This is a genomic window from Mesobacillus boroniphilus (genome assembly GCF_018424685.1).
Taxonomy (GTDB): domain Bacteria; phylum Bacillota; class Bacilli; order Bacillales; family Cytobacillaceae; genus Mesobacillus; species Mesobacillus boroniphilus_A.
On record NZ_QTKX01000001.1, the window covers coordinates 1,071,451 to 1,091,484 of the forward strand.

The 20,034-nt window shown below is 42.4% G+C and carries 25 protein-coding genes and 1 pseudogene; 24 read left to right on the forward strand and 2 right to left on the reverse strand.

The window, feature by feature from the left end:
- Positions 1-70 precede the first annotated feature (70 nt).
- From DYI25_RS05400 to DYI25_RS05465, 14 genes are all read left to right on the forward strand, one after another.
- Positions 71-1,042 (forward strand): ABC transporter substrate-binding protein, encoded by a 972-nt coding sequence (locus tag DYI25_RS05400; protein ID WP_213367406.1) that lies wholly within the window; start codon positions 71-73, stop codon positions 1,040-1,042.
- Positions 1,029-1,829, forward strand: coding sequence for an adenosylcobinamide amidohydrolase (locus DYI25_RS05405; RefSeq protein ID WP_213367407.1), 801 nt, complete (start codon positions 1,029-1,031; stop codon positions 1,827-1,829). Before DYI25_RS05400 ends, DYI25_RS05405 begins: the two co-directional genes overlap by 14 nt.
- Positions 1,826-2,809, forward strand: coding sequence for an adenosylcobinamide-phosphate synthase CbiB (gene cbiB / locus DYI25_RS05410; protein WP_213369434.1), 984 nt, complete (start codon positions 1,826-1,828; stop codon positions 2,807-2,809). The genes DYI25_RS05405 and cbiB overlap by 4 nt, the downstream gene beginning before the upstream one ends.
- Positions 2,766-3,842: a threonine-phosphate decarboxylase CobD gene (gene cobD / locus DYI25_RS05415; RefSeq protein WP_213367408.1), complete on the forward strand. Its 1,077-nt coding sequence runs from the start codon at positions 2,766-2,768 to the stop codon at positions 3,840-3,842. Before cbiB ends, cobD begins: the two co-directional genes overlap by 44 nt.
- Positions 3,821-4,402, forward strand: a complete 582-nt coding sequence (locus DYI25_RS05420; protein WP_213367409.1) for a bifunctional adenosylcobinamide kinase/adenosylcobinamide-phosphate guanylyltransferase — start codon at positions 3,821-3,823, stop codon at positions 4,400-4,402. Before cobD ends, DYI25_RS05420 begins: the two co-directional genes overlap by 22 nt.
- Entirely contained in the window at positions 4,399-5,898 is a 1,500-nt protein-coding gene (locus DYI25_RS05425) for a cobyric acid synthase (protein WP_213367410.1), read from the forward strand. Before DYI25_RS05420 ends, DYI25_RS05425 begins: the two co-directional genes overlap by 4 nt.
- Positions 5,885-6,670 carry an adenosylcobinamide-GDP ribazoletransferase gene (gene cobS, locus DYI25_RS05430; protein ID WP_213367411.1) on the forward strand — a complete coding sequence of 262 codons (786 nt, stop codon included), beginning with the start codon at positions 5,885-5,887 and terminating at the stop codon, positions 6,668-6,670. The genes DYI25_RS05425 and cobS overlap by 14 nt, the downstream gene beginning before the upstream one ends.
- Entirely contained in the window at positions 6,628-7,257 is a 630-nt protein-coding gene (locus DYI25_RS05435; RefSeq protein WP_213367412.1) for a histidine phosphatase family protein, read from the forward strand. The genes cobS and DYI25_RS05435 overlap by 43 nt, the downstream gene beginning before the upstream one ends.
- On the forward strand, positions 7,191-7,619 hold the full coding sequence (locus DYI25_RS05440) for a bifunctional adenosylcobinamide kinase/adenosylcobinamide-phosphate guanylyltransferase (protein WP_213367413.1): 429 nt from the start codon (positions 7,191-7,193) through the stop codon (positions 7,617-7,619). The genes DYI25_RS05435 and DYI25_RS05440 overlap by 67 nt, the downstream gene beginning before the upstream one ends.
- Before the next feature lie 12 nt (positions 7,620-7,631).
- Positions 7,632-8,228: a cob(I)yrinic acid a,c-diamide adenosyltransferase gene (locus DYI25_RS05445; RefSeq protein ID WP_213367414.1), complete on the forward strand. Its 597-nt coding sequence runs from the start codon at positions 7,632-7,634 to the stop codon at positions 8,226-8,228.
- The gene (locus tag DYI25_RS05450; RefSeq protein ID WP_342032477.1) at positions 8,218-8,709 is read left to right on the forward strand and encodes an ECF transporter S component; all 492 of its coding nucleotides are present in this window, start codon (positions 8,218-8,220) and stop codon (positions 8,707-8,709) included. The genes DYI25_RS05445 and DYI25_RS05450 overlap by 11 nt, the downstream gene beginning before the upstream one ends.
- Positions 8,710-8,742: 33 nt before the next feature.
- Positions 8,743-9,468, forward strand: a complete 726-nt coding sequence (locus DYI25_RS05455) for an ATP-binding protein (protein WP_249745252.1) — start codon at positions 8,743-8,745, stop codon at positions 9,466-9,468.
- Between the two features lie 3 nt (positions 9,469-9,471).
- Positions 9,472-10,080: a histidine phosphatase family protein gene (locus tag DYI25_RS05460; RefSeq protein WP_213367416.1), complete on the forward strand. Its 609-nt coding sequence runs from the start codon at positions 9,472-9,474 to the stop codon at positions 10,078-10,080.
- 118 nt (positions 10,081-10,198) lie between these two features.
- Positions 10,199-10,510: a DUF962 domain-containing protein gene (locus DYI25_RS05465; protein ID WP_213367417.1), complete on the forward strand. Its 312-nt coding sequence runs from the start codon at positions 10,199-10,201 to the stop codon at positions 10,508-10,510.
- 142 nt (positions 10,511-10,652) lie between these two features.
- On the opposite strand, the gene DYI25_RS05470 is transcribed toward DYI25_RS05465, so the two are convergent.
- Positions 10,653-11,174: an NUDIX hydrolase gene (locus DYI25_RS05470; RefSeq protein WP_213367418.1), complete on the reverse strand. Its 522-nt coding sequence runs from the start codon at positions 11,172-11,174 to the stop codon at positions 10,653-10,655.
- Between the two features lie 297 nt (positions 11,175-11,471).
- Between DYI25_RS05470 and DYI25_RS05475 the strand changes: the two genes are divergently transcribed.
- The 4 genes and pseudogenes from DYI25_RS05475 to DYI25_RS05490 all read left to right on the forward strand — a co-directional run bounded on the left by DYI25_RS05475 (position 11,472) and on the right by DYI25_RS05490 (position 14,247).
- Positions 11,472-11,948 carry a glutathione peroxidase gene (locus tag DYI25_RS05475; protein ID WP_213367419.1) on the forward strand — a complete coding sequence of 159 codons (477 nt, stop codon included), beginning with the start codon at positions 11,472-11,474 and terminating at the stop codon, positions 11,946-11,948.
- Between the two features lie 21 nt (positions 11,949-11,969).
- On the forward strand, positions 11,970-12,410 hold the full coding sequence (locus DYI25_RS05480; RefSeq protein ID WP_249745253.1) for a MarR family winged helix-turn-helix transcriptional regulator: 441 nt from the start codon (positions 11,970-11,972) through the stop codon (positions 12,408-12,410).
- A 111-nt stretch (positions 12,411-12,521) separates the two neighbouring features.
- Positions 12,522-13,497: pseudogene (locus DYI25_RS05485) on the forward strand (UvrD-helicase domain-containing protein); the annotation flags it as partial.
- A gap of 219 nt (positions 13,498-13,716) precedes the next feature.
- Positions 13,717-14,247, forward strand: coding sequence for a nucleotidyltransferase family protein (locus DYI25_RS05490; protein ID WP_213367421.1), 531 nt, complete (start codon positions 13,717-13,719; stop codon positions 14,245-14,247).
- 42 nt (positions 14,248-14,289) lie between these two features.
- Here the strand turns inward: DYI25_RS05490 and DYI25_RS05495 are convergent, their stop codons facing one another.
- Complete coding sequence (locus DYI25_RS05495) at positions 14,290-15,084, reverse strand: hypothetical protein (RefSeq protein ID WP_213367422.1); 795 nt, start codon at positions 15,082-15,084, stop codon at positions 14,290-14,292.
- Between the two features lie 196 nt (positions 15,085-15,280).
- On the opposite strand from DYI25_RS05495, the gene DYI25_RS05500 reads away from it, so the two are divergent.
- The 6 genes from DYI25_RS05500 (at position 15,281) to DYI25_RS05520 (ending at position 19,981) form a co-directional block, all read left to right on the forward strand.
- The gene (locus DYI25_RS05500; RefSeq protein ID WP_213367423.1) at positions 15,281-16,096 is read left to right on the forward strand and encodes a lipid II flippase Amj family protein; all 816 of its coding nucleotides are present in this window, start codon (positions 15,281-15,283) and stop codon (positions 16,094-16,096) included.
- A gap of 307 nt (positions 16,097-16,403) precedes the next feature.
- Positions 16,404-16,616, forward strand: a complete 213-nt coding sequence (locus DYI25_RS05505; RefSeq protein ID WP_213367424.1) for a hypothetical protein — start codon at positions 16,404-16,406, stop codon at positions 16,614-16,616.
- Positions 16,617-16,788: 172 nt separating this feature from the next.
- Positions 16,789-17,112: a hypothetical protein gene (locus tag DYI25_RS05510; RefSeq protein ID WP_213367425.1), complete on the forward strand. Its 324-nt coding sequence runs from the start codon at positions 16,789-16,791 to the stop codon at positions 17,110-17,112.
- 353 nt (positions 17,113-17,465) lie between these two features.
- The gene (locus DYI25_RS22565; RefSeq protein WP_274609490.1) at positions 17,466-17,600 is read left to right on the forward strand and encodes a hypothetical protein; all 135 of its coding nucleotides are present in this window, start codon (positions 17,466-17,468) and stop codon (positions 17,598-17,600) included.
- Between the two features lie 229 nt (positions 17,601-17,829).
- Entirely contained in the window at positions 17,830-18,033 is a 204-nt protein-coding gene (locus DYI25_RS05515) for a ChaB family protein (protein WP_213367426.1), read from the forward strand.
- A 259-nt stretch (positions 18,034-18,292) separates the two neighbouring features.
- The gene (locus DYI25_RS05520; protein WP_213367427.1) at positions 18,293-19,981 is read left to right on the forward strand and encodes an NAD-dependent malic enzyme; all 1,689 of its coding nucleotides are present in this window, start codon (positions 18,293-18,295) and stop codon (positions 19,979-19,981) included.
- Positions 19,982-20,034 lie beyond the last annotated feature (53 nt).

Genomic DNA, 20,034 nt, shown 5'->3' on the forward strand with positions numbered 1-20,034 from the left:
ATAGACATGTTTTTTGTTGTGCAAAGAATTTGAGTACAAACCTTAAAAAGATAATTCGGAGGAATGACAAATGAAGAAGTTGAATGCATTTTTATTTGCTTTATTGTTAACGATTGGTGCTTTGGCTGGTTGCGGCAGCAATGCTGACCAGTCAAACGCGGAGGAGACAAAGAAAACTGAGACGGCCCAGCAGGCAGAAGCGAAATTCCCTGTCACCATTAAGGATGGAACAGGGCAGGAAGTGACCATTGAATCGAAACCAGAAAAAATCGTTTCCCTGATTCCAAGCAATACGGAAATTGCCTACGGATTGGGTCTGGATGAACAGATTGTCGGAGTTTCTGAATTTGATAATTTCCCTGAAGAAGTGGCCGAGAAAGAGAAGATTGGCGGCATGGAGTTCAATCTCGAGAAAATCATTTCTTTAAAGCCTGATTTGGTTCTTGCCCATGCTTCTAGTGCGCATTCGTCTGAAGCTGGACTTCAGCAGCTTAAAGATACAGGAATTACTGTGCTTGTCGTTAATGACGCGACAACTTTCGATGAAGTATATGAATCAATCAGCATGATTGGTACAGCGTCAGGTCAAAAGGAAAAAGCCGATGTTATGATAGCGGACATGAAGAAAAAAATTGAAGAGATCAAAACAAAAGCACAGGAAATAAAAGAGGAAGACAGAAAATCAGTATTTGTTGAAGTATCGCCTGCGCCTGAAGTTTATGCAGCTGGCAAGAATACCTTCATTGACGAAATGCTGCAGATCATTAATGCGGAAAACACTGTTACAGAAGAGGGATGGCCTAAGCTGGATTCAGAGGCCATTATTAAAAGAAATCCTGAGGTAATTATCACGACGCACGGTTATTATACACCTGAGCCGGTGAAAAATGTAACAAGCCGTGAAGGCTGGGACAAGATTACGGCGGTCAAGGAAAACCGCGTAGTCGATGTTCATTCAGACAAGGTGACGCGAACTGGCCCGAGGCTGACAGAAGGAGTAGAAGAGCTTGCAAAAGCGGTTTACCCGGATGTTTTTAAATAATAAGGTGAACTCTCATAACTTGCAGACAAGCATTCAAAAACAGATTCATTCCAAGGTAGCCGCACAGGAAATGAGAAGAGTTCCTGCAGCTTGCTCAGACGATGCAGAACAAGTGGAAATAGGAGAAAGCCATCTCAAAATGACGGGAGATTTCGTTGTCCTGAATTCTCCTATTCCATTAAAAACGATGTCTTCGGGAGTTGTCGGAGCGGGAACCGGCTGGTACAGGACCTTCGTGAACCGGCATGTGGACAAGGGTTATGATTGCAGTGACCACCGGAAAGAAATGATCCATTATCTGAAGGGACAGGGATTCGAGCCTGGTGAAACGGTTGGGATGATGACTGCCGTGATGCTGGAGGATGTATGTTATAAGCAATATCAGGAAGAAGGGTTCTCAGTCTTTATTGTTGTTACGGCAGGTACCGGAAATGCGGTGGACGCCTCAAAAAGCAGCGAGTATTATTCAGATGACATGTCACCAGGAACCATTAATATATGGATTTTCATCAGCGGGGAACTGACCGAGGAAGCTTTCATCCAGAGTATTATGACGGCTACTGAAGCGAAGACAAAGACCCTGCATGATTTGGAAATCAGGGACCGCTTGTCAGGAACGGTGGCCACAGGTACTTCCACGGACAGCATTCTGATTGCATCCACCCACTGCGGGCAAAAGCTGGATTACGCCGGCACGATTACTCCTCTGGGGAGGATCATAGGCAAGGGAGTGCATGAATGTACAGCAGAAGCAATCAGGAACAGCAAGAAAAGGGTGAAGATATGATTCTGAACCATCTTATCGCCGTGACACTTGCTGTCATCCTTGATTGGTTTGTTGGTGATCCGCCAGACTGGCCGCATCCGGTGAAATGGATGGGAACACTAATCTTCAAGTTAGACAGGCGATTGAATAGAGGCAGCGGCAGAAAAGCTAAAGGAGTGGCAATGGCCGCTGCCGTCCTTCTGATTGTCGGAAGCATCGCCCTCCTGGTTACATCGTTATTTTACACCCTGCATCCATTAGCGGGAATCCTCATGGAAGCTGTGCTGATTTCCACTGCCATTGCCCAAAAAAGCCTGAAGGAAGCAGGGCTATCGGTCTATTATCCACTTTTAGAAAATGATTTGGAAGAGGCTAGGCATAAGCTCTCCTGGATTGTTGGCCGCGACACAGAGCGGCTTAAGGAACCGGAAATTGTCCGTGCTGCTGTCGAAACGGTAGCCGAAAACACGAGCGATGGCATTACCGCCCCGATTTTCTGGGCAGTGATTGGAGGAGCTCCGTTTGCGCTTTTGTATCGGGCAATCAATACCTGTGATTCGATGGTCGGTTATAAAAGTGAAAAGTATTTTGATTTTGGCTGGGCATCAGCGATACTAGATGATCTGGTAAATTGGGTGCCAAGCAGGATTACTTCATTTTGTATGATCACTGCGAATCGCCCGCTTTTTACCACAAGAATGGCCGCCTTGAAGATGGTCAGGCGCGATGCCAAAGAGCACCCGAGCCCAAACAGCGGATGGGGAGAGGCTGCTGTGGCTGCCATACTGGGTGTCCAGCTCGGAGGCATAAATTATTATAAAGGTGTCATTTCTGAACGCGCCACGATGGGTGAACCACTTGTTACCCTTGAGAAAAATCATATTGTAGCAGCAAACAAAATTGTCACATCAACTGTTCCGCTCTTTTTAGCAGTGCTGTGGCTTGGGGGGATTCTCTATGAAATGGCCGTCTCATGGTGCCAATCCACACTTTTTATATGAAGCAATGAATCTGCCAGTTCCAAAAGAAAAACTGGATTTCAGTGCCAATATTAATCCACTCGGTCCGCCTCCTGTGTTGAAAGAGAATTGGGGCAAGCTCCTTGAGGCGGTTACTGAATATCCAGATCCACACGGAACAATTCTGAAAAGAAAGATCGCCGAAAGGGAAGGATTGCAGGAAAGCAATGTTCTCCTTGGGAATGGGGCTGCTGAAGTCATTTCACTGATTGGCCGGATGCTAGCTGGAAATCAGGCGGTGATTGTCCAGCCTGCTTTTTCGGAATATGAAGAAGCATGCAGGGTAAGTGGCTGTCAGGTACAGTATCACCAGATTCCAGATACCTGGGCATGGATGGATGATGATTTAGATGCAAAGCTAAAGAAAGCAGATGCTTTATTTCTTTGCAATCCCAGTAATCCCACCGGCGCTTACTATTCAAAGTCCATTATTCTCCATTTGCTGGAGAAGTGCAGAAGCCAACAATGCTTGCTGATTGTAGATGAGGCGTTTTACGACTTCCTTGCAGACTACGAATCTATCAGCCAATGCATAAATGAATACCCGAATTTACTTATCATCAGATCGATGACAAAAATGTTTGCTATACCTGGCCTGAGGCTTGGCTATTTGCTTGCAGATCCAGCTGTCATCAGGAAGATTGCGGCTTTCCAGCCACACTGGAGCACAAATGGAATTGCATTGAAGGCAGGTGAATTGTGCCTCGAGAGTGAATCTTACATAAAAGAAACCATTACCTTAATCGAACAGGAAAGACAGCGTCTTTTCCTTTTTTATCAAAGCCGGGAAATGCTGGTTTCTCCATCCAGGATTAATTTTTATCTACTTAAGGACCCGACTCTTAGTAACCAGTATTCTTTCCTGCAATACCTGCTTAACAGAGGCATCATCGCAAGGCATACAGTGAACTTTCCTGGGCTTGAAGGGGAATGGCTGAGATTTGCCATTAAGGGACCGGGTGATAACGACAAGTTGATGGAGGCGGTGGACGGATGGCTGGACAGTCGTCTTTAATTTTTATCAGCGGCGGTGTCCGGAGCGGGAAAAGTTCTTTTGCTGAAATCCTTGCAGGCAAATGGGAAGCTGAATATTCCGGCCAGCTGCACTATGTCGCTGCAGGGCAGCCAAGTGATCACGAAATGAATGCGAGAATCATGCGCCACCAACATGACCGTGAACTCAGAGGGTTAGATTGGAGAACCTGGGAAATCCCCAGGAATCTTTCCCCGCTTTCAATGGTTCTGACAAGAAATGATATCGTCCTGCTGGATTGTCTGACAACACTGTTGAATAATGAGTTTTTTTATAAAGAGGGGCAGTGGGAAACTAATGACTTCCCGAAAATGATCGTTACAAAGCTCATGAATGAGCTGAAACAAGTCGCTCAGCAAACAAGGGCTTTTATCGTTGTCAGCAATGAGGTCCTTGGTGAAGCGATAGCGGATGATCGGCTTGTATATACCTATTCAAAGGTTTTGGGCGAGCTTCACCAAGCTCTAGTAAAAGAGGCAGATTATGCTTATTTGGTTGAAACTGGGGTGCCGATTATGATGAAGGGAGAGGGTTCTCCATGAAAGGAATAATGGTTCTTGGTACAGCATCTGATGTGGGGAAAAGTCTGATTGCCACAGCCATCTGCCGGGCCTATGCAAATGAGGGTGTTAGGGTAGTTCCGTTTAAGTCGCAAAATATGTCTAACAACTCGTACGTGACATCTGATGGAAAAGAAATCGGCAGAGCCCAGGGAATCCAGGCAGAGGCAGCAAGGACAGAGGCTACGGTTTGGATGAATCCGATTCTCCTAAAGCCGAGGTCCGACCAGGAAGCGGAAGTGATTCTATTTGGGAAAGCGACTAATTCCTTGTCAGGAAAGGCATACAGGGATATTTTTTACGAAAGGGGACTTGAAGCAATCCGTTCCGCTTTTGAAAAGCTTGGCGAGGATTACGAAATGATTGTAATGGAGGGTGCTGGCAGCCCTGTAGAAATCAATTTGAAAGACCGTGAGCTTGTCAACATGAAGGTAGCGGAAATCGCCGATGTACCGGCCGTACTGGTTGCGGATATTGACAGAGGCGGGGTATTTGCCAGCATTATCGGTACTTTGGAGCTAATGTCCCCCGAAGAAAAACTGCGGATAAAAGGTTTGATCATCAATAAATTCCGCGGTGACCAATCCTTGTTCGAGGATGGAATTAAGTGGCTGGAATCAAGGACTGGGGTTCCTGTTCTCGGTGTCCTCCCATTTCTAGAAAACCATATGATTGATGGAGAGGATTCCTTATCAATCCCCGTATCCACATACAGGGCGGGAATTGAAATTGCCGTGGTCAAGCCACCATACATTTCAAACTATAGTGATGTGGAGCCTTTCTATCATGAGCATGACGTGTCGGTACGCTGGGTCGGTTCGCTTGCGGAAATCGGTGAACCTGATGCCGTCATCCTTCCTGGCACAAAAAGCACAATCAAGGACCTTCAATATTTAAAAAAGTCCGGGATTGGCAGCTGGCTCCGTGATTATGCTGACAATGGTGGTATTATCGTCGGGATTTGCGGAGGCTATCAAATGCTTGGCGAGAAGCTTATTGACCCGTTTGGGAGTGATACTGGAACTGCTTCCTCCGAGGAAGATGGATTCGGGATCATTCCGGCTATCACCACCTTTTCAAAGGATAAAACAACCATAAGGACAGAAGGTGAGCTACTTCAGGACATAGGAACGGCTCTGACGGTCAAAGGTTATGAAATTCATCTTGGCGAAACTGAAATCAGAGGACGCCAGCCGTTTCTGTTGTTGCATAATGGCAGTCAGGAAGGGTTTTATGGGAAGGATGGGCGCATCATCGGTACTTATTTGCATCATCTTTTTCACAATGATGAATGGAGAAATCACTGGCTGAATTGCATCCGCAAAGGCAAGGGATTGCCAGTGCGAAACCCGGTGTATATCAGCAGACTGAAGGACCAGAAGTACGATGAACTGGCAGGCCATCTTATGAAATATCTCGACTGGGACAAGCTGAAGGAAATTTCGGAACAGTGGAGAAGCAGCCATGAGATGGTTTAAGGGTCTCCTGATTAACCTGCAATTCTTCTCGACGATCCCGATTCCGTTTGAATTCCCGATGGATCGAAAGCATCTCGAAAGAGCTATCCAGACATTTCCTTTACTTGGGCTCCTGCATGGAGGCATTTATGCAAGTATCCTTTATGCGATTGTCGAGTGGACCCCGTTTTCAGCTCTGACCGCTGCTTTTGTATTATGGCTTGCTCCGATTCTTTTAACCGGAGGGATCCATCTTGACGGCTGGATTGATACAAGTGATGCTTTTTTCTCCTATCGTGATAAAGAAAAACGATTAGAAATTATGAAAGATCCTAGAACAGGGGCATTTGGTGTCTTGTCTATCCTTGTGCTGTTAAGTGCGAAATTTTTCTTTCTTTATGAAATTACCGTCATGTTGCAGAGTGCTACCTACTTGCTAGCAGCCGCTATTCCTTTTCTAAGCAGAATGGTGATGGGGGTTCTGCTCGTTACGGTCAGTCCTGCAAAAAACGAAGGGTTGGGATCATTGTTTAAAAATGCTTCATCAAAAAGGACGTTATGGATTTACCCTTTTTACCTTCTTGGTTTTGGCGTGGTACTGTTTTATAACGACTTTTATATTGGCATGGCCAGCTATCTCCTTGCAGTCATTCTCATTGTACTGTTCCTTAAGAAGAAAACCATCGAGTGGTTTGGAGGAATGACTGGGGATACGCTTGGAGCCAGTGTCGAATTGACGGAGGTTTTACTGTGGATGACAATGTGGCTATTGCATTATTACGCCATGGGATGACAGAGGAAAATAAACGTAAGGCATATCTTGGATGGACAGATTCACCTTTGGTGGCTGAACAGGTTTTTGCAGAGGTCCCTGACAGCTTTGAACAGATTTTTACTAGTGATCTAGGCAGGTGCAGGGAAACTGCTTATAACCTGTTTCCTAAAAGATCACCAGAAATTGTGCATGAACTACGGGAAATGAATTTTGGAGATTGGGAAGTAAAAACCTATGAACAGCTGAAGAATCAGGACCTGTATAACAATTGGCTTTCTGAACCTTTTAAGGTATCTCCTCCAAACGGGGAATCCTTTGATGAATTTAGCCACCGAGTGGAAAACGCCTGGAAAAAAATCACTCTTAATATGATTGAAGGTAGAATTAAAACAGCTGCAGTCGTTACTCATGGAGGAGTAATCCGTTATTTATTGACCATGTATGCCCCTGAAGTGAGAGGTTTTTGGGAATGGAGCACCCCGTATGGCCGCGGCTATCAATTAATCTGGAGCAGAGAGGGGTTAAGGAGGGGAGAACGTTGCATTTCGTTACAGGAGGTGCCTTTAATGGCAAATCAAACTGGGTCAGGAAGCAATATCATTTAGATGACCATGAGCATTCGTGGTATTCATCCTATAAAGAGGACGAAATCCCGGTGCTGAATAGCCAGAAAATCACCATTTTGGAAGGTGTCGAAGTGTGGGTTCGACAAGTGACTCGGAGTATACCAGCCGATGAGAGTCGTGAAAAATGGCAGTCGCTTGTTCGGGAGTGGCTTAAATGGGAAAGTGAGGACCGACAGCGGAAACTGGTGCTGATCGGGAGTGACATCTCGAAAGGGATTGTCCCCATAGCAGCTGAAGATCGATTGTGGCGCGACACTACAGGATGGGTTTACCAGGATCTAGTATCTGCTGCTGAACGGGTTGACGTAATATGGTATGGAATCAGTCAAACACTAAAATAAAGGGGAATGGACATGAGACTATATACGAGAACAGGCGATAAAGGGAAAACAAGCATTATCGGAGGCCGGGTCGAAAAAGATGATATTCGTGTCGAAGCATACGGTACTGTGGATGAAGTGAACTGCTTTGTCGGTCAAGCGGTTACCCAGCTGGATCCAGAGATTTTTGCAGATATCCTTAGTGACCTTGAAAAAATCCAGCATGAGCTGTTCGACTGCGGAGGGGATTTAGCAAATGTAACGAAGAACAGGGAGCTAAAACTGACAAAGGAATCAGTTGAGTACCTTGAAAAGAAAATCGATGAGCTGATAGTGGAAGCTCCGAAGCTCGAGAGATTTATATTACCGGGAGGAGCCCCTGCTGCCGCTTCAATCCATTTGGCCCGCACGGTCACAAGAAGGGCTGAAAGATTAGTAGTTTCTTTGGTGAAAACTGACCCGGAAATTCCGGAAACGGCTATGCAATTTTTGAATAGATTGTCCGATTATTTCTTTGCTCTTGCCAGGGTGATCAATTACAGACTCAATCTGCAGGATGTGGGATATGTACGAAGTGCTAAAGTGTTCAGGGAAGGTAAACGCAAGGAGGAAACGCAGGGTGAAGAATAGGAAACTATCCTGGTTTGCCATGTTCACCGCTCTTTCAGCTGCAGGCGCTTTCATCAAGATTCCTGCAGTTATTGGAAGTGTGGCTTTAGATTCCTTGCCTGCCTTGCTGGCAGCAGGACTTTTAGGAGGACCTGCAGGAGCAGCTGTCGGCGGAATCGGTCATTTGCTATCTGCGATGGCTGCTGGAATGCCGCTCGGGCCTTTTCATTTCCTGGTTGCTGGAGAAATGGCCTTGCTTGTTTATCTATTCGGCGTATTATATAAAAATGGCAAACGCTGGTCAGCAGGCGCACTTTTTATCATGGGAAATAGCTTCGCCGCACCGCTGCCCTTCATTATTATAATGGGAAAATCTTTTTACATAGCCATTGTGCCATCATTGTTTCTCGGTTCAGTTTTAAATACAATCCTTGCTTATGTTGTTTTGCCAAGGGTCGCGAGAGCTCTTGGCCACAAACTTCCATTTTCGGGACATGCATAAGCGAAACTAAAGACTGAATCGCTGGGAGGGAACATGCAAGTGAGAGATCTTTTATTGATTCCTTTAACGGAAAAAGAAAACCTTGTGATAGCAAGTGACAACAGCGGCAGCATTGGGATGAAGGATGGTGACGAGGTACAGGTTCCGTATAAAACCGTCGCCTACTATTCATTCAGAGTGGCTGTCATGGAGTGCATAAGTGCCGGTGCAGAACCTTTTGCGGTGGTGGTCCAGAACTTCTGCGGTGATGAAGTCTGGGCAGAACTTTTACAAGGCATTGAAAAGGGAATGCGTGATCTTGGAAAGATGGACATCAAAATTACAGGGAGCACGGAAAGCAATTTTGCGTTAAACCAATCCGCTATTGGTATTTCGGTACTGGCAAAAAGAATGGCAAATAAAAAAATCGATACGCTGACTTATGACACACAAACCTGCATTGCTGTCATTGGCTCCCCGCTGGTAGGGCAAGAGGTAATGGCAAAGGAAGAACAGGTGGTGCCAATGTCTGTTTTTAGACAGGTTTGCGCTTTGGAAGGTGTAGTAACGATTCCTGTTGGTTCCAAGGGAATTCTGCATGAGCTGAATACTCTGTTTGAGAATACCTCATTTACTGAAGAGAATGTGGATTCAACACTTCCGCTATTAAAATCTTCTGGTCCATCGACCTGCTTCGTTGCGGTTTTTCCGAAAGAAATCCTGCATAAAATAAAAGCAGTTTGCAGCGGCTATTTTCATGAAATTAACTACACGGGGTGACACATGCTTCATTTATATGTAATCAGACATGGCGAAACAGAATGGAATAAAGAAAAAAGAAGCCAGGGCCGCCTGGACTCTTCACTTACTGATAAAGGGAAAGAAGATGCCCGCTCACTGGGAGCCAGGCTACAGGACACGGAGTTCCGCCAGATTATTTCATCTCCAAGCGGAAGAACATTGGAAACAGCCAGGCTGGTAAAAGGGGAACGGACGATTCCCATTTTAACCGACGAAAGACTAATGGAAATCGACTTGGGAGCGTGGCAGGGAAAAACAGAGAACGAAATTAAATCCCTGTACCCCGAAGAATTCGACGCATACTGGAACGAGCCTGAAGTCTATAAAAGCGTTGGAGGGGAAACCTTATTACAGGTACAGCAAAGGCTGCTAGTGTTTTTTGAGAATCTGGAGAAGACCGTGACAGATGGCAATGTCCTGATTGTTACACATGGCGTTGTGATTAAAACTTTATACTTGTTGTGTCGGGATTCCTCCTTAAAACACTTATGGGAGCCGCCATTCATCCACGGTACAAGCTTAACGATTGTAACCCTGGATTCCGGAAAAAAAGAGCTTCTTCTTGAAGCCTGTGTTTCGCATTGTTCCTGATTACAAAATGTACATAGACCATTAGAAATAATTCGCATGAAATTCATTGTATATTGGTACCCATAAAAATGATTCCTTTTCTTAACGATATGGGAGTAAAAGAAAAAGAGGTGGACCAATGAATGACCGATTAAGAAGTGACTTAATCCAATATCAAAAAGCACATCAAAATAAATGGAACCAGTTACTTCACTACTTGGCTTTTTTGTTCGCTTTTATTGCCTGGCTATTCTTGCTCATAAATATATATTTAACTATTATCTTTGCTGTAATCCATTATGTTTTCTCATGGGTAGGCCACTTTTATTTTGAAAAAAATAAGCCTGCTTCATTTAAACATCCTTTAATAGGGTTTTATGCGGGGTTTATTTGGTTTTTTATGAGAAATTTTGAACTTATTACAGGAAAGAAGGTATTACCAAGAAATTAAATAGTAAAAAAGGAAAATGAAACTTTATAATTACAAAAGGTCTCATCAGATATAATCTGTTGAGACCAGCCGCTGTTGCCATCGTTTTTTCCACAGACTAACAGATAATTAATCATTAACTGAAGAGCTGCTCACCAGTGCTCTAAATACATTCCTTATTCAACATGTCCTCTAATTGTCTTAATACAAATGTCTCTCGCTTCAACCAGCTGTTTTGCTCATATCTTTCAATTAATTTTTCATTTTGATTAATGGCATCCTCCAGTGAAACCCATTTTGGAGTGAAATCTAGTATCGCCTCGTATTCATCCAATTGTTGAGCGAGTTTTTCTTCTGTTGCCAATTTACAAAGGTAATAGTGTGAAGTCATTTGAAAAACTGCATTGGTAATATACTCGTCCATTCTTCTTTCAATGACTGTGCCGAACTTGTTATTGACAATACAATGAATATAACCGGTTTCTTCTCTCACTTCTCGTTTTAGACATTCCTCATGGCTTTCGTTTATTTCTAATCCACCTCCGGGAAATTTAAAATCTCCTCTATTGGATTGAACTAGCAGAATACGGTTATTAGCCATAATGATTGCTCTGACTGCTATTCTCTCAATGGTTCTCTCAAAGTTTTTTTGTATCGGTTCGTCTACTATCATATTAAAATTCATGTTTTACACCTTTTCACAATTTAGGATTTTAGATTGTTAATGGCTACAGACACCAGTTGGAGGACATTATTAATATCAATACGGGAAAAATAAGATTTCATTCGTGATCTACCTATAATAGTTAAATGTTTCCAATATTAGAATATCATATTTAACTCTTGTATGTATTTAACTTTTAGCCCCTTTATCCTCTGTTTGTGGTAAGTATTTTTTACCTTATTCTTTGCGCAAAATTTAAATGTCTGATACGATTTAATCGTACACGATATATTTAAAATTCTGAGGAGGAAACTATAAATGAAAACTGTTTACGATTTTACAGTGAAGAAGACAAATGGCCAGGAGCAATCTTTAAGTGATTATGAAGGAAAACCAATGTTGATTGTCAATACTGCTAGTAAGTGCGGTTTGACTCCTCAATTTAAAGGGCTTCAAGAACTGTATGATCAATATCAGGAGCGAGGATTGGAGATTCTGGGATTCCCTTGCGGACAGTTCAACAATCAGGAGTATGAAAATATTGATGAGACGACTGAGTTTTGCCAGTTGAATTATGGTGTGTCTTTCCCGATGTTTGCGAAAATTAATGTGAACGGTGCAGAAGCAGATCCTCTTTTTACATTCTTGAAAGAACAAAAAGGGGGACTCCTTACGAAGGATATAAAGTGGAATTTCACGAAGTTCCTTGTTGATGGCAATGGGCAGGTGGTTAAGCGTTATGCTCCGACTACTGAGCCAGAAAAAATCAAGATTGATCTTGATCAATTACTATAAGCATTGTGAAGGATGAGTCACTTGGACGATTTTTTAACGTTGGAAAACCAGCTGTGTTTTGCTGTCTATGATGCAGGAAGCCAGTTTAACAAACTGTATACAAAAGCACTCGATGGCTTCGGGTTGACCTATCCGCAATATTTGGTCCTGTTAGCGTTGTGGGAGAAGGATGGGCTTTCTGCTAAAGAGCTAGGCGAAAGGCTGAACCTCGGCACGGGAACCTTAACCCCGATGATCAAGAGAATGGAAGCCAATGGGTGGCTGAAGCGGGAGCGTTCGACTGTAGATGAAAGGAAAGTCTGTATTAGCCTTCTTCCCAAAGCCTTAAAACAAAAAGAAGCAATTGTGCAAAAAATTGCCACAGAATTGAAGCTCTGCAATATTGAATATGAAGAGTACGAGCAATTGATGAAACAGTTAAGCATATTGCGGAAAAAAATGAATGCTTATAACCGGTTATAAGAAGTGCATGGAAGACACAAACACCATCAGAGTGTCAAGAAAAAGAGCAGTATTTAAACGTACAAAACGTTAAATACTGCTCTTTTCGTATACAAATAATCATACTTTACCCGTTTGGTTGTTCGCCGGAAATTAAAGCCCATGCGGAAACTGGTTAAGGCGTATCGTTTCATTAACATCAAGAGCATATACAAGCAGCTTTTTACATAGCCTAACAGGATCAACCAGTGGCTGGCTGGGGAAGTACCAGAGGAGTGGCCTGATATTTGTTTATCAACTGAAAAAATGGTGGACGAAGGGAAACTTTTTTATGAAGATGCTACTCCGTTTCTGATTATGAAGAGCTAATTCTAGACTTTCAGACGAACAATTCGATTAATCACATCGTGATTGATGAGGCACAGGATTACTCACCTTTTCAATTCAAATTTTTGAAGCGTTTGTTTCCAGCGGCAAGGATGACTGTGCTGGGCGACTTTAATCAGGCGATCTTTGCCCATGCCAGCGAAACGGGTGATTTTCACACACTTACAAGTCCGTACGGACCAAATGAAACAGAAGTGATCAACATTGCACGGAGCGCTACCGGTCCACAAAACCGATCATCGAATTTACTAGAGGGCTCGCTGCTAATGGAGAAGGGATTATCCCTTTTGAACGCGAGGGCGAACTTCCAGTGCTGACGCAATTGGCAGATCACCAAGTACTCCACAGCTTCATTGCCTTCAAAGTCGCGGAATTGCGAGGTCATGGTTACCGTAGTATTGCAATCATTTGTAAATCTGCTGAGGAAAGTTTAAGAGCATACAAGTCGCTGTCCGGCATTGATGGAATTAAACTCATAAAGAGCGGTTCGATTGAATATGAACAAGGGGTAGTGGTGATTCCATCGTATCTGTCCAAAGGGATCGAATTTGATGGAGTCATCATTTATGATGCATCGGAGGATGTATATGGAGATGAGAGCCTGAGAAGGGTTTTCTATACTGCCTGCACCAGAGCAATGCATCAGTTACAGCTATACAGCGTAGGAGAACCCAGCCCGTTTTTGCGAGATGTTTTGCGGGAAGAACTCATCCAGGACTAATATAGCGAGGGGAGGTACACTTTTTACAGACAAAAGAAATTCTATTGCGTTCTCATGGACTGAGATGGTGATTATTGATCACCATCTATTTATCTAAAGGAAAATGTTCCCTCAACCTTTGATTGTGCTAAAATAAGAATATATGTTCGTGTGTCGGGGGTGCCTATTCTGCTGAGAAACAAAGAAGATGTTCAAAAGTTAATCCAAAACGATGAATCAATGATGGAGATTATACGAGCTGCAAGAAAACTGGATTTGCCTGACTGGTGGATTTGTGCTGGGTTTGTGCGCTCGAAAATCTGGGATACATTGCACGGGTTTAAGCTTCGAACTTTGACTCCTGATGTAGATGTTATTTATTTTGACTCCTCAAATATTGATGAAGACTATGAAAAGGTATTAGAGACAAAGTTGAAACGCCTATTGCCTGATATTCCATGGTCCGTTAAAAACCAGGCAAGGATGCATGTTGTCAATCAGATTCCTCCTTATACTTCATCTGAAGATGCGATTTCCAAGTTCCCGGAGACTGCAACGGCTCTTGGTGTGAAGCTGGACAAGGAAAATCATTTGGTTCTTACTGCTCCTTGTGGAATAGACGATGCCGTTAACTTGGAATTGAAACCGACACCTTTTTTTAGCGAAACAACAGAACGTGCTGCCATTTATGAGTCACGGTTGGTTAAAAAGAATTGGAAAGAGATTTGGCCACTGATCAAGGTCCATCACATCAGGAATTATACAGAATGATGCATTTATTTTGACCGACAAAGAAAAATGCTAGCCTATTCTTTAAAACCCCATCTCCATTAGCTCGCTGAAATAAATCTCCTGAAACTTTTTATTGAGAATTCCAGTGTAGTAGGCTGCGGGATTTTTCACCTGCACAGTTGATTTCATTTTACGGACTAGCTGCCTGAAAGAATCGAGGGAGACGGACAGAATGGTATCTGTCTCGTTCTCCTGGTTGTTCTTATAAGCTGCGATTTTTGTCATTCTCCAGAATTCTTCGATAGCCTTTGCACTTGGGAAGAAGTATTTTGCCAATTCGATAAAGGATTTTGGGATTCTGTCGCTTACGAATAGATGCTCTTCTGTTGGCATGGTGATTTTTTGACGGTCGGCAGTTTCTTCACGTTTATTATTAATAATAGTTTTAGTTTTAGAAGGAATGATAGTTTTATTATGGTGGTTCATTTTTTCCTTCCTGGGTGGTTCACCGTTGGGAAAACGATTGAAAACATAGAGATTACTGGATTGTGAACCGTTATTACGTTCAGTTTCATACACAGTAAAAATTCCGAGATTGCTAGCTTTGATGATCATTCTTTTGAAAGTGGAACGGGAAATGCCAAGTTCGTTGTATTCTTCATGGATAGCCTTTAGCACGGTCCCGATTTTCGCATTGCTTACACCCGGGATTTTGGCCGCAAATCTGGCTAGCCTCTTAAGTCCTACTAATTCTCCCTTAGAAAAATCATGCTTGAATACAGCCAGCCACATCTCCAAATGGTGATTGAATTCCTTCAGCGAACAGAACTGCGAATATTTTTCAAAACCTTCAATGACCCCTGATTTAATTGTCATTATTTTGCACCGCCCTTTCACTGTCTATATATCGATGAACAGGCGAAAAGGACAGGGTGGGGAGGGGATTATTTTGTCTGAATTGTGACAAATTTGGTGCTAGGATTGTGGATTAAGTATATGAAAAGAGAATCTATGTTTTCAAAATATACATATGGTAAAATTAGGTTATTAATTGTTGGGAAGTGGTGCTGATTTGGAATTGATAACTCTTAACCTATTATTTATAGCCTTTTTTATTTTCATCATCCATTCAATTGAAACCCTTGCTTATGCAGTTAGATTGTCAGGAGCTAGAGTTAAAATGATTGCGTCGGCTTTATCGCTTTTTAACATTATGGTCATTGTTTCAAGACTTGCCAATATGATGCAGCAACCGTTCACAGGCAGTCTGATCGATAATGCTCCGATAGAGAATACCTTGGAGTTTGTAGAAACTCAATTTCGCATAGTTATAGGGGCATCAACATTGGGAACGGCTTTCGGAATGATCCTGCTGCCCACATTTATAGCTTTATTTTCGCGAGCAATCGTCTATTTATCAGAAGAGAAAGGATCCGTACCCTCTTTTATGAAACGAATTCTTTCAATAAAATACATCAAGCGCGGGTTAACACATTTGACACTGCCTAGGTTTACTTACTTAAAGGACACAAATATTAAAGATATACCGGTAAGGCTTTTTATTGTGAATATGTTCATCACTGCCATCTACACGATCGGTGTTTTGTCTGCGCTTTTTGCGTCTCTGCTAGCGCCTGAAAGAGCTATAACCTCTACAATGGCTTCAGGCTTGATTAATGGGATTGCAACAATCCTATTGGTTATCTTTATCGATCCCAAGCTATCCGTCATGGCCGACGATGTAGTCAATCAAAGGGGAAGCTACAATAAACTGAAAAGCATGTCTCTCATGATGGTCACTTCCAGATTATTCGGCACGCTCTTAGCACAAGCACTGTTCATTTGGGGTGCAAAGTATATTGCCTGGTTTACGAAGTTCATTGTTTAATGCTAAGTATAAGAGGGCTGCTGAAGGAAAATCGACTACTTTTCCGAATATATCAACCACATTTAGGACTTTATTGACCAACTACACATCAAAGCTTGGGCAATACACATCGGGCTTCAACAATTACTACCACAAATTCCGCTTCAAGAATTTTAATCTGAGCATCGACATTAAGAGGATTATTAGTTCAAAATAGCTTACTTCAATTTTGCCGATTAGTTATAAAAAATTGAATTAACACTATGTTTCAGGAGAGAGACAGAAATTTAAAGATGCACTATAATAATACCCAAGGAGGTAAAAAGGAGTGGAAAAACAAATACTAGATATATTAATGTCAATGCAAAAAGATCTCAGCGACGTAAAAAATGATTTAGCAAAAGTTCAAAAAGATCTCAATGAAGTAAAGACGGACGTTCAAGAAGTAAAAACAACGGTTGATCGTATTGAAATGGCTCAAACTGAAGATGTAATTGCAAATCTAGAAGTGAATAAAAAGAAAACAGATTTTGAAATTTGATTATTTGAATAACAGATTAACGGAAATGGACAAGCGCGTATATGTTTTAGAAAAAAATGAATTAAATTCGTCGAAGGAGTAATTAGTGTCATTTTGCTAAATTAAAAATTTCATACAGACCATGATTCCATTGTTAATCTGGAACAAGATCAATTGAACGGGAGGGAAATCTATGGATCAGATACTAAAACAAATATTGAATGAAATGAAAGTTATGCGTGCAGACGTCAGTAATCTGAAAGACATGCGTGTAGACATCAATGAGCTGAAGGACATGCGTGCGGATATCAATGAACTGAAAAATATGCGTGAATATATGAAAGATTTAAAAGGTATGCGTGCAGACTTAAATGATTTGAAAGAATGTCAGAAAAGACTCGAAATCGGTCAAGAAAAATTACAAAAGAATCTTATCGCTAGCCTGGGGTTGTACACAGGCAAAATTGTTGAACATCTTGATGCTAAAACTGAAGTTTTAAACAAACGAGTCTATTAAGTAGAAACTGAGATTGAACGACTGAACAGACAGTAAGGTATTTTAAACTGCTACTGTTTTTTTGGTTATTTTTCCAAAAACTATATGCACTTTTGTTTGAGAACTCATCTTCATTTTCTTCATACCTTCTCCGATTTTAAGTCCTCTAGATAGAATTTCCATGACCCAAAACCACAAACTCTTCTTGTACTCAACCAAATCTATACTACTTTCATCTTTCATTTCACAAGTTGGTTCAAAGTCCTTATCTTACACTATGAAAAATAGATTTCTCTTTTAACCTATACACCCCATCTGAACAGAATTTTATATGTAACCGTGTTCTAATATATTGACCAATGAGGTGAAGCCGGATGGAAGAAACTTTGAAACTAATTCAAATTGAATTAAAAGAACTGAAAGAGGGACACGACCATCTGAAAGAAGAATTCCTAGAATTCAAAGAGGGACAGGATGGACTGAAAATAGGGTTCCTAGAACTGAAATAGGGACAAGAAGAACTGAAAGATGGACAACTTTAATTTAAAAAAGATGTTTCGATTATAAAAGATACTCTTATCAATTGGTTTGAACCATATTTTGAACACATTGAGAAGTATATAGATTTTCCTACTGTCGTTGTTCCTGAATAACTAGTTTAGTGCTGGCAGTTTGTTTTATTTTGATCATTCAGGGAATAGTGAAGAAAAGATTTATTATCTTAAGGAGGAATTCACTATGCCTTATGAATCATTAAATGAACTGCCAGATTCAGTTAAGGATAATTTGCCGCACCATGCCCAGGAGATTTTTAAGGAGGCGTTCAACTCAGCTTCAGAGCAGTATGATGAAGAAGAAACTGCCTATAAGGTGGCTTGGAGTGCTGTTAAAAATGATTATGAAAAGAATGATGATGGTGAATGGGTAAGTAAAGAAGGTTAATAGAAATATCGGTTCTGAATACGATTATAAATATATATTACACTGCTTGATAGCTGGCCAATTCTTAATAGGATTGGCTTTTTTGCTATTTAAGAGTATAGAAGAAAGTTCTTAAAATTACCTAAAAGTCAAAACAAAGGTATCACAGCATGGGTTCATTTGATTTTACGGGCAAATGGCTCAACCTTAAGCCTGCTTTTATTCAATTGTGAAAAGGGTATACATATTAAAAACCTTACAAAAGAAAGAGGGGAGATTGATGTCAAATTCAAATGTGATCCAGACGACTCTAAGAGGGAAGGAGCTTCTGTCCAATCCTTTTCTGAATAAAGGTACAGCTTTTACGAAAAAGGAGCGGGAAGAGCTCGGACTTGAAGGTTTATTGCCGCCTCAAGTGCTAACGCTCGATGAACAAGTGAGAAGGGTTTATGACCAATATTCTATCCGCACTACCAATTTGTTCAAGAATGGTCTTCTGTATGACTTGTATAACCGCAATGTTGTGCTGTTTTATCGGCTGCTTAAGGATCATTTGAGTGAAATGCTTCCTATCGTCTATACTCCAACGGTTGGGGAGGCCATCGAGCAATATTCTCAGGTTTATCGTCGGCCTGGCGGACTGTATTTATCCATCGATGACCAGGAGGGGATTGAAACGGCATTTAAAAACCTTGGGCATGCTAAAAACGGGATCGATTTGATTGTCGTTACCGATTCGGAAAGCATCCTCGGCATCGGGGACCAGGGAATTGGGGGCATCAATATTTCAATTGGTAAGCTTGCCGTTTATACAGCTGCTGCAGGCATTAATCCGAGCAGGGTCCTGCCAGTGGTGCTGGATGTTGGAACGAACAACAAGGCTTTGGCCGAAAATCCGTTTTATATTGGAAATGAATTCCCGCGGGTCCGTGGTGAGCGTTATGACGAGTTCATAGATGCGTTCGTCACTGCCGCACGTAAATTTTTCCCGGATGTCCTGCTGCACTGGGAAGACCTAGGTAATGTCAATGCCCGGAAGATCATGGAGAGGTATGGTAATCAGATTCTTACTTTTAATGATGATATTCAGGGGACGGGCGCTGTCACACTTGGGGCTGTTAAGTCTGCCCTGAAAATGACAGGCGGAGCTTTGAAGGAGCAACGGATTGTTGTCTTTGGCCCTGGAGCTGCAGGCATTGGAAACGCCGATCAGATGGTGGATGCCATGGTTTCTGAAGGATTATCAAAAGAAGAAGCCTATGACCAGTTCTGGGCGGTTGATTACAGGGGTCTTTTAACAGAAGACCACGAAGATGTTCTTGAATTCCAAAAACCATATGTCCGCAGTTCTGAGGAAGTGGAAGGCTGGGAACGGAATGAAGAGGACATTATTCCCTTGTTGGAAGTAGTCAGAAGGGTGAAACCGACGATACTTATCGGTACATCGGGACAAGCCGGAGCCTTCTCGAAGGAAATTATTAAAGAGATGGCAACGCATACAGAGCGCCCGATCATCATGCCCATGTCCAATCCGACACCACTGGCAGAGGCCGTCCCGGCTGATTTGATTGAATGGACAGAAGGGAGGGCCCTGGTGGCAACGGGGAGCCCGTTTGAGGATGTTGAATACAATGAAGTTTCCTATGAGATCGGCCAGGCCAACAATGCCTTTATTTTCCCGGGTCTTGGGCTTGGCGCCATCGTGGCAAAAGCAGAAATCATCTCAAAAGGAATGTTCACCGCAGCCGCAAATGCTGTTTCTGATATGTGCTGCAATGATAAGCCTGGCGCATCTCTCCTGCCCCACATCGACAAGTTGCAGGTAGTATCTGAAAAAGTCGCAATTGAAGTCATTCAGGCTGCCATTTCTGAAGGTGTTGCCAGGGCAGATATTACTGATGTTGAGGAGGCAGTGGCAGAGGCAATGTGGAAGCCGGAGTATAGGGAGATTAGAAGTGTAAGAATCTGATAGGAAAGAACGATCCGCTGCTTCTCGGAATTGAAGGAGAAGTTGCTTGTGAT